Raw genomic sequence first — 8,226 nt, forward strand, 5'->3', positions numbered from 1 at the left:
GTTGTGTTGTTTGTTGGTGTGGGGTTTTCGGTTGGGTGTGGGTTGGGTGTTGGGGGTGTTGGTGGGTTGGGGGATGGTGTGGGTGGTGGTGAAGCCTCGGCGAGACCGGCCGAAAAGTTGTGTACGCACGTACGCATCGATGTGTACAGTCGTACGCATGGGATACGGGCTGCTTGCCGGGGCCATCGTCGCCGAGGTCGCCGCCACCACCGCCATGAAGTACAGCGAGGGCTTCACCCGGCTCTGGCCGTCGCTGCTGACGGCCGCCGGATATCTGATCGCCTTCAGCCTGCTCGCCCAGACCCTCAAAACCCTCTCGGTGGGCACCGCCTACGCCATCTGGGCGGGCGTCGGCACCGCCGCGGTCGCCGCCATCGGCATGATCTTCCTCAACGAGTCCACCAGCGCCGCCAAGTTCGCGGGCATAGCGCTGGTGATCGCCGGTGTCGTGGTGCTCAACACGGCCGGTGCCCACTGATGGCCCGCCGCTACGACCCCGGCCGCCGCCACCGGATCATCGACGCCGCGATCCGGGTGGTCGGCCGCGACGGGATCGCCGGACTCAGCCACCGTACGGTCGCCGCCGAGGCCGATGTGCCGCTGGGCTCCACCACGTACCACTTCGCCTCCCTCGACGAACTGCTGGTCGCGGCCCTGCGGCAGAGCAACGAGGGCTTCGGCGCCACGATGATGGACTCGCCGGTGGTGACCGACCCGGAATCCGATCTCGCGGCCGAGACGGCCCGGATCATCGGCCGCTGGCTGACGGTGGAGCGGGCCGAGGCCGAGCGCTGCTACGAGCTGTACCTCGCCGCCCTGCGCAGACCCGCCCTCCGGCCGGTCGCGGGGGAGTGGATAGAGGACGTCGTCGCCGCGCTCGCCCACCGGCTGGACGGGGCGACCGCGCGGGCGGTGGCGGCTCTGATGGACGGTCTCTGTCTGGAGGCGCTGCTGACCGGACGGCCGTACGACGAGGAGGCCGCGCGCGAGATGCTGGCGCGGCTCGTCGCCCCCGCGGGCACGGCGGGCCGGTCCGCCGCACCCGCCGTACCCGACCGACCTGCCGGACCTGCCGGACCGGCCCCGGAGCGGGTGCTTCCGGGTGGTGCCGCGTCTTCCCGTGAGACCGGTTCGCCCGAGGCGGGCGCCGCCGGTTAGGTTCTCCTCATGACCGATACCACCACCCCTCGCACCACCGGCGCCGTCGCGGCCGGCCTGGCCACCATCGCCGCCGACGGGACCGTTCTCGACACCTGGTTCCCCGCCCCCGAGCTGACCGCGGAGCCCGGCCCCGCCGGGACCGAGCGGCTGGACGCGGACCGCGCCGCACAGCTCCTGGGGACCGGTGCCGCCAAGGCGATCGGTGTGGACGCCCGGCGCGGTGTCGAGGTCGTGGCCGTCCGTACGGTCATCGCCTCCCTCGACGACAAGCCCCTGGACGCCCATGACGCGTACCTCCGGCTGCACCTGCTCTCGCACCGCCTGGTCCGCCCGCACGGGCAGAGCCTCGACGGCCTCTTCGGCCTGCTGGCCAATGTGGCCTGGACCTCGCTGGGCCCCGTCGCCGTCGACGACATCGAGAAGGTGCGGCTGAACGCCCGCGCCGAGGGCCTGCACCTCCAGGTGGTCGGCGTCGACAAGTTCCCGCGGATGACGGACTACGTGGTCCCCAAGGGCGTCCGGATCGCCGACGCCGACCGGGTCCGCCTCGGCGCCCATCTGGCCGAGGGCACCACCGTGATGCACGAGGGCTTCGTCAACTTCAACGCGGGCACCCTCGGCACCTCCATGGTCGAGGGCCGGATCTCCGCCGGTGTCGTCGTCGGCAACGGCTCCGACATCGGCGGCGGCGCCTCCACCATGGGCACCCTCTCCGGCGGCGGCAATGTCGTCATCTCCATCGGCGAGCGCTGCCTGGTGGGCGCCGAGGCCGGGGTCGGCATCGCCCTGGGCGACGAGTGCGTCGTCGAGGCCGGTCTCTATGTCACCGCCGGAACCCGGGTCACCATGCCCGACGGCGAGATCGTCAAGGCCCGTGAGCTGTCCGGCGCGAGCAATATCCTCTTCCGCCGCAACTCGGTGACCGGCGCGGTCGAGGCCCGCCCGAACAACGCGGTCTGGGGCGGGCTGAACGAGATCCTGCACGCCCACAACTGACCCCGGCCCGGCGGCTGCTGCCGCCCGGCCCTGCGGCCCCGGCCGTCCGTCCTGCGCGTCAGGCGGCGGCCGGGGCCGTTTCCGTCGCGGCGCCGGGGCCGGCTCCGGGGTCCGCCGGGGCACCCGCGGCGAGCGGGCTGCCGGGGCGCATCCCGGCTCCGGCCCCGAGCAGGGTGTCGTACGCGGCCCGGAGCACGGCCGTCTCCGCCGCGGTCGCGTCCTGGAGCGGCGCGCGGACCGGTCCCGCGCCGAGCAGTGCCTTCGCGGTGACGCTGCCCGGCAGCCCGTTCTCCATCATCAGCTCGGTGAGCGGGCCCAGCAGCCGGTGCCGGTGCAGCGCCCCCGGCCCGTCGCCGCGGTCGAAGGCGTCGCGTACCGCGCGGACCGCCGCCGGGGCCGCGTTGGCAACCGTACTGACGCACCCGGCCGCGCCGATCGCGTACAGCGGCAGGTTCAGCTCGTCGCAGCCCGAGTAGTACGCCAGCCCGGCCTCGGCCATCACCTTCGACGCGGCGCCCAGATCGTACGAGCAGTCCTTGACCCCCACCACCCGCGGGTGCTCCGCCAGCCGCAGCAGGGTCTCCGGTTCGATCCGGGTGCCGGTCCGGCCGGGGATGTCGTACAGGAGCACCGGCAGCCCCGCGCCGTCGGCGACGGCCCTGAAGTGGGCCGCCACGGCGGACTGCGGGGGGCGGCTGTAGTACGGGGTGACCACCAGCAGCCCGTCGGCGCCCGCGGCCCGGGCCGCCCCGGCCAGCTCCAGGGTGTGCCGGGTGTCCGCGCTCCCGACGCCCGCGATCAGCGGAACCCCGTCGCCCACCGCCGCCCGTACCGCCCGGATCAGGGCGGACTTCTCCGCGTCCGAGGTCGTCGGGGACTCGCCGGTGGTCCCGTTGAGGACCAGCCCGTCGCAGCCCTCCGCCACCAGCCGGGCGGCCAGCGCGCCCGCCGGGTCGAGGTCGAGGGCGCCGTCCGCGGTGAAGGGGGTGACCATGGCGCAGAGGGTCCGGCCGAAGGGAGCGGGAAGGGCGGTACGGGAGCTGCTCATTCCCGCAGTCTGCGGGAGCCCGACCGGGTAGGTCCACTTAGTCCTTCTTCAGGTGACGGCTAAGCATCACTGAACAGTTGGCAGGGTTTGACCTCAACTTTGGTTGATGTTTCAGGATGGTGGCCGACGGCGGGCCGGAGGGCGGTCCGCCGCACCGGAGGGGAGCAGCACCATGTCCGAGAACAGCCGGTCCGAGAGCAGCCGCACCACCACCGCCCGGCCCGTCGTCGTGGTCCCGGACGCCCGGCCCGACCTGGGCCGCGGCAGGTCCGCGGTCGTCAAGATCTCCACCTGGGACGCCGCCACCCCCGACCGGCAGCAGGCGGTGCTCGCCGCCATCGGGACCGCCTGGCGCCGGCACGACTGGCCCGCCGTCGGCCTTCTCTCGTACACCGTGCACCTCGGTGACGACGGCCGGACCCTGCTCCACTACTCGCAGTGGGCCGACGAGGACGCCTACCGGCGCTTCTTCACGGAGTACCGCGACGACCGGAACGCCGAGATCGACGCCGCGGTGCCGGGGATCGCCCGGCTGGGGCTGAACGCCTACGACCTCTACCGGGGCGGCCCCGCGGACCCGGACGACACCAGGGTCCCCGGCAGCATCGTGATCGCCGAGGTCGAGTTCGACGGGCCTGACCCGGAGCGGCAGCGCGCCTGGGTGGACACGGTGTTCGAGGCGATGGCGGCGGATCCCCGGATCGGGGGCGGGTCGGGGGAGGGCCCGCATACGGCGGGCATCTCCGGCTGGTTCCACCTCGGCACCGACGGCACCCGGGTCCTCAACTACGCCGAGTGGGAGTCCGCCGAGGCCCATGAGGCGGCCCTCGCCGGGCCGGGCGAGGGCATCGGCTCCGACAGCGAGGAGTGGCGGGCGGTGCGCTCCTTCCCGGGCGTCCGGGAGAGCCGGGTCACCCGCTATACGCCCGGACTGAGCCTGCGGCCGGGCGGCTGACGGGCCGGGCGGCGCCCGTTCCGTACGGCTGGTCGTTCCTTACCGCCGCTCGTTCGGTACGGCCGCCGGTTCGTACGGCCGCTTGTTCGGTACGGCCGCCGGTGCCGGAGGTCCCGGCACCGGCGGCCCGGCTCACGGCCGGAACCGCAGCAGCTGCGGGTCGTGGTCGCTGTTCTGCTCGTTGAACTCCGCGTTGATATGAACGCTGTCGTACTCGAAGTCGTCGATCCCGGGGCTGGTCAGGATCTGGTCCAGCACCTGGCTGTTGCCCTGGTAGACGTACGAGTACCGGTCGCCGCGCGGCAGCGACTTCACCGCCGGGTAGAGCGCCCCGCCGTCGGTCAGCGCCTTCGTCGTGGCCGAGAACTCGAAGTCGTTGATATCGCCCACGACCAGGACGTCCGCCTTGCGGTCGGCCGCCAGGATCTCCTTCACGAAGGTGTTCACCGACTGCGCCTGCTGGAGTCGCCGGACCTCGGAGGAACGGTTCGGCGGCTGGCGGTGCGAGGTGAGGGCCTCGTCGCCGCCCTTCGAGCCGAAGTGGTTCGCGATCACGAACACCCGCTTGCCGCGGAAGGTGAACTCGCCCGCCAGCGGCTTCCGGCTGTCCGTCCATGCCTCGCTGCCCGGGGCCACCCGGCCCGGCGAGAGCGTCAGCGCCGCCTTCCCGCGCTCCCGCACCACCCCGGTGGGCGTGGTGGCGTCGCCGCCCGCGCGGTCGGTGAAGGACACCCGCTCCGGGTTGAAGAGGAAGACCTGGCGGATGTTGCCGCCGGGCTGCCCGCCGTCCTTGTTGTTCTCCGGGTCGATTCCGCGCCACTCGTACGCCGGACCGCCCGCCGCCCGGATCGCCGCGACGAACTTGGCGACCGTCTGGTCGGCGGCGACCACGCCGTCGTTCTTCGCGCCGGTGTTGTCCTGGATCTCCTCCAGGGCCAGGATGTCCGGCGAGGCCAGATTGCCGACCACGGCCCGGCCGAGCGCGTCGAACTTCTCCTGCGGGTCGGACGGGTCCAGGTTCTCCACGTTGTACGTGGCCACGGAGAGTTCGCTGCGGCGCTGCGGCCGGGTGCTCTCCCGGGCCAGGCCCCGGTCCGTGACGGTGACCGCCGAGCGGGAGACCAGGGTGTAGCCGCCGAACTGGTTGAAGTCCAGCGGGCCCTCCGTGCTTCCGGTGAGGACGTCGCCCACGTTCGCCTTCGGGAACGGCTGCTCGGCCAGCGGGACCAGCGACTGGATCTGGAGGCGGCCGCTGTTCTGCGAGGTGTACGAGCCGTAGCGGGCGCCGCCGCGCGGGGTCCGGTTCTCCTCCGGCTTCACCGTCACCCAGAGCGCGGCGTACGGGTCGGTGGCGCCGACCACACGGGAGTCGCCGATCCGGACGTTGACCCCCTCCAGGGACTCGAAGTAGTCGAGGGCGTAGCGCCGCGGGTCGAGGGTCAGCCCGTTGACGCTGCCGGCCGCCGCCGGGTCGCCCGCCGGGGCGTACGCCGCCGGAACGGTCCAGGCGGCGATCGTCACGGCCTCGGGCAGCGGGTTCCCGGAGGAGACCACGGTGACCGCGGGCCGGGAGATCTGGGTCAGCGACTGATTGCCGGAGGCGGTGCCGCCGGGTACGAACTCGGTCACGGTGCCGGAGACCAGCACCGAGTCGCCCGGCTTCACCGCGGGCGTCGAACCGGAACCGGTGAAGACGAACATGCCCTCGCTGGTGGCGGCCCGGCCGTCGCCCTCCGGGTCCTGGAACCAGAAGCCGCGGGACGAGCCGTACGCCCGGACCCCGGTGACGATGCCCGGCACATCGGCGACGGGCTGCCCCGCCAGCGGGGAGATCCGGGTGGTGCCCTGGATGTCGTGGATCCGGACCGCCGCGGCGGCCGCGCCGGAGCCGGTGGCCGCGGTCGCGGCCGGGGTGGCGGCCAGCAGGCCCGCGGCGAGGGCGGAGGCGACGACCGCGGCGACGGCGGCCGGTCTCGGGACGAGGGTGGAGGAACGCATCGGGAAACTCCCCGGGTCGGGACGGCGAGGACGGAAGGGCCGCCCGGCGCGGGCGCCGGGCGGAGCGGTCCAACGGTTCTGCGGCTTGCTGTTCTGCGGTGTTCTGCGGTGAAACGTTTCGGACGCAGAGCGCGCCGCAACGGCTCTACGCGCGTCAATCTCCGTGCTGTGCCAGGTACTTGTCAAGGGCGTCCGGATGCACGGAGAGCGGCGGGCGGGCGAAGGGGAGGTGCGGCGGGCGCGGAACCGGAACAGGAGCCGGTGGTTCCGGGGCAGTCGGTTCCGGACCGGAACCCGGCGGGACGGGCCCACCGGCGCCGCGACCGGCGGAAATACGTCTACGCTGGGGGTCGCCGCCGGGGCCGCGCCCGGACCCCGTACGCCTTCGAGGAGAAGCAGCCGATGTCCCAGGACCGTCCCACCCTGCCGCCCGTACGGCTGCTTTCCGACGCGGAGCTGGCGCGGGACGCCCTCGCTTCCCCGCTGCTCTCCCGGGCCGTCCGGCTCGCCCGCTGGGCCGGACCCGCCACCCGGGTCGGTGCCGGCGGTGAACTCGCCGACGATCTGCTGCCCGCCGCGGCCGCGGAGATCGGCCTCCAGCCCGACGAGGACGGCCAGGCGTACGCCAGCGAGGCCTGGCGCGCCGCGGTCGACGCCGGTCTGGTGGCCGCCGAGGACCCGGACGACCAGACCGAGTACGGCACCGCCGGGCCCGGCGAGAACCTGGCGCTGATCGCCTCCGGCGCGCCGCAGGACGTGCTCGCCGTCTGGCTGGAGACCCTGGAGGCCGCCCACGCCGACGCCATCGCGCCGCTCCTGGACGACCTCGCGGACCTGGTCGGCGAGGACGGGGACATCGACTACGGCGCGCTCGACTGGGACCCGGAGGGCGAGGCCGAGTTCCTCGACGGCGTCCTCGGCAACCTCTATCTGCTCACCCTCTCCGAGGGCGGCTCGGGCGAGGAGCCGGTGCCGCTGCCCGCGCTCGCCGCGTCGATGATCGTCCCGGACGATATGGGGGAGCCCACCGACGACGTGCTGGAGCAGGTCTCGACCGCGATGATGCGCCTCGACGACCAGTTCCGGCTGCTGGAGGGCGTCGGCCTGGTCGAGTACCAGCCCGTCGACGAGGCCCTGATGGCCGAGGCGGGCGACTCCGGCGCCGAACTCGACGACGAGGACGTCTCCCGGTACGGGCTGGTCCGGCTGACCCCGCTCGGGCTCTACGGCATCCGGGCCCGGCTGCTGGAAGCCGGTGTCGACGCCCCCGTCGTCGGCGAACTGGCGGGCAAGGGCGCGGACGTCCTCCTCGACGGCCTCGCCCACTACCCGGAGGCGGCCGCCCGCGCCGAGACCGAGCACTGGCTCGCCCGCCACGCGCCCGCCGACGCCACCCGCGAACTCCTCGCGGCCGCCCGCGGCGCCGACGAGGGCGCCCCGCTGCGCCGCCTCCGCTGCCAGCAGGCCCTGACCCTGGTCGGCCCGGCCGGCGAGCCCGAGGTCCGCGCGGTCCTCGCCGACCCGGAGCTGGGCGGCCTGGCCCGCGTCTGGCTCGCCGAGCGCGGCGCGTCCGACGTCCCGCCGCCCACCGAGGCGCTGGTGTTCTGGCTCTCCATCGACACCATCGCCGCCCAGCTCGACGCGGGCGGCGAACTGGAGGACATCCAGGCCCTGCTCTCCGAACTGACCGGCCGCCACAGCGGCTTCGTCGACGCCGCCTGGCGCGTCGACCACCCCGCCACGGCGGACGTCCTGGACGCGATGGGCCGCCTCCACCCGGAAAAGCGCGTGGCGAAGGAGGCCCGCAAGGCCGCGTTCCGGGCACGGTCGCGGCAGGGGTGACCTTGCTGGGGGCGGGGTGCCGAGCCCGGTCCGCGCCCCAGCAGTCCAAGACTTCCGCGCCCGGGTACGGCTCTTGAGCGGCGCGGTGTCAGGCGGTCTGCGCCAGGAAGTCCCGGACGACGGGCACCGCTGCGTGGGCGGTCAGCCGGGTGCGGAGGTCGGTGAGGCCGGCCGTGCCGCGGGCGGAGGAGACGCCGCCCAGGTAGTCGACGGCACGGCGGGCGGT

At 73.9% G+C, this 8,226-nt stretch carries 6 protein-coding genes and 1 pseudogene; 5 read left to right on the forward strand and 2 right to left on the reverse strand.

Annotated features, from left to right (window positions below):
- Nucleotides 1-157: 157 nt before the first annotated feature.
- The 3 genes and pseudogenes from ACWDR0_RS34015 to dapD all read left to right on the forward strand — a co-directional run bounded on the left by ACWDR0_RS34015 (nucleotide 158) and on the right by dapD (nucleotide 2,157).
- Nucleotides 158-478: a DMT family transporter gene (locus tag ACWDR0_RS34015; protein WP_456355699.1), complete on the forward strand. Its 321-nt coding sequence runs from the start codon at nucleotides 158-160 to the stop codon at nucleotides 476-478.
- Nucleotides 478-1,017 (forward strand): annotated as a pseudogene (locus ACWDR0_RS34020) (TetR/AcrR family transcriptional regulator); the annotation flags it as partial. The gene ACWDR0_RS34015 and the pseudogene ACWDR0_RS34020, both read left to right, overlap by 1 nt.
- A 150-nt stretch (nucleotides 1,018-1,167) precedes the next feature.
- Nucleotides 1,168-2,157 carry a 2,3,4,5-tetrahydropyridine-2,6-dicarboxylate N-succinyltransferase gene (gene dapD / locus ACWDR0_RS34025; protein WP_456355700.1) on the forward strand — a complete coding sequence of 330 codons (990 nt, stop codon included), beginning with the start codon at nucleotides 1,168-1,170 and terminating at the stop codon, nucleotides 2,155-2,157.
- A 58-nt stretch (nucleotides 2,158-2,215) separates the two neighbouring features.
- On the opposite strand, the gene dapA is transcribed toward dapD, so the two are convergent.
- The gene (gene dapA, locus ACWDR0_RS34030; protein ID WP_456355701.1) at nucleotides 2,216-3,205 is read right to left on the reverse strand and encodes a 4-hydroxy-tetrahydrodipicolinate synthase; all 990 of its coding nucleotides are present in this window, start codon (nucleotides 3,203-3,205) and stop codon (nucleotides 2,216-2,218) included.
- Between the two features lie 172 nt (nucleotides 3,206-3,377).
- On the opposite strand from dapA, the gene ACWDR0_RS34035 reads away from it, so the two are divergent.
- Nucleotides 3,378-4,160 (forward strand): antibiotic biosynthesis monooxygenase, encoded by a 783-nt coding sequence (locus ACWDR0_RS34035; protein WP_456355702.1) that lies wholly within the window; start codon nucleotides 3,378-3,380, stop codon nucleotides 4,158-4,160.
- A 132-nt stretch (nucleotides 4,161-4,292) separates the two neighbouring features.
- Here the strand turns inward: ACWDR0_RS34035 and ACWDR0_RS34040 are convergent, their stop codons facing one another.
- Nucleotides 4,293-6,158, reverse strand: a complete 1,866-nt coding sequence (locus tag ACWDR0_RS34040) for an endonuclease/exonuclease/phosphatase family protein (protein WP_456355703.1) — start codon at nucleotides 6,156-6,158, stop codon at nucleotides 4,293-4,295.
- Between the two features lie 402 nt (nucleotides 6,159-6,560).
- On the opposite strand from ACWDR0_RS34040, the gene ACWDR0_RS34045 reads away from it, so the two are divergent.
- Nucleotides 6,561-8,000 (forward strand): hypothetical protein, encoded by a 1,440-nt coding sequence (locus tag ACWDR0_RS34045; protein ID WP_456355704.1) that lies wholly within the window; start codon nucleotides 6,561-6,563, stop codon nucleotides 7,998-8,000.
- Nucleotides 8,001-8,226: the final 226 nt, after the last annotated feature.

This window comes from Streptomyces sp. NPDC003691, assembly GCF_053981115.1.

Excerpts from the sequence above, each read along its gene's own strand:
- ACWDR0_RS34040 (WP_456355703.1), bottom strand. The coding sequence starts at position 6,158 with ATGCGTTCCTCCACCCTCGTCCCGAGACCGGCCGCCGTCGCCGCGGTC.
- dapA (WP_456355701.1), bottom strand. The coding sequence starts at position 3,205 with ATGAGCAGCTCCCGTACCGCCCTTCCCGCTCCCTTCGGCCGGACCCTC.
- ACWDR0_RS34015 (WP_456355699.1), top strand. The coding sequence starts at position 158 with ATGGGATACGGGCTGCTTGCCGGGGCCATCGTCGCCGAGGTCGCCGCC.
- ACWDR0_RS34035 (WP_456355702.1), top strand. The coding sequence starts at position 3,378 with ATGTCCGAGAACAGCCGGTCCGAGAGCAGCCGCACCACCACCGCCCGG.
- dapD (WP_456355700.1), top strand. The coding sequence starts at position 1,168 with ATGACCGATACCACCACCCCTCGCACCACCGGCGCCGTCGCGGCCGGC.
- ACWDR0_RS34045 (WP_456355704.1), top strand. The coding sequence starts at position 6,561 with ATGTCCCAGGACCGTCCCACCCTGCCGCCCGTACGGCTGCTTTCCGAC.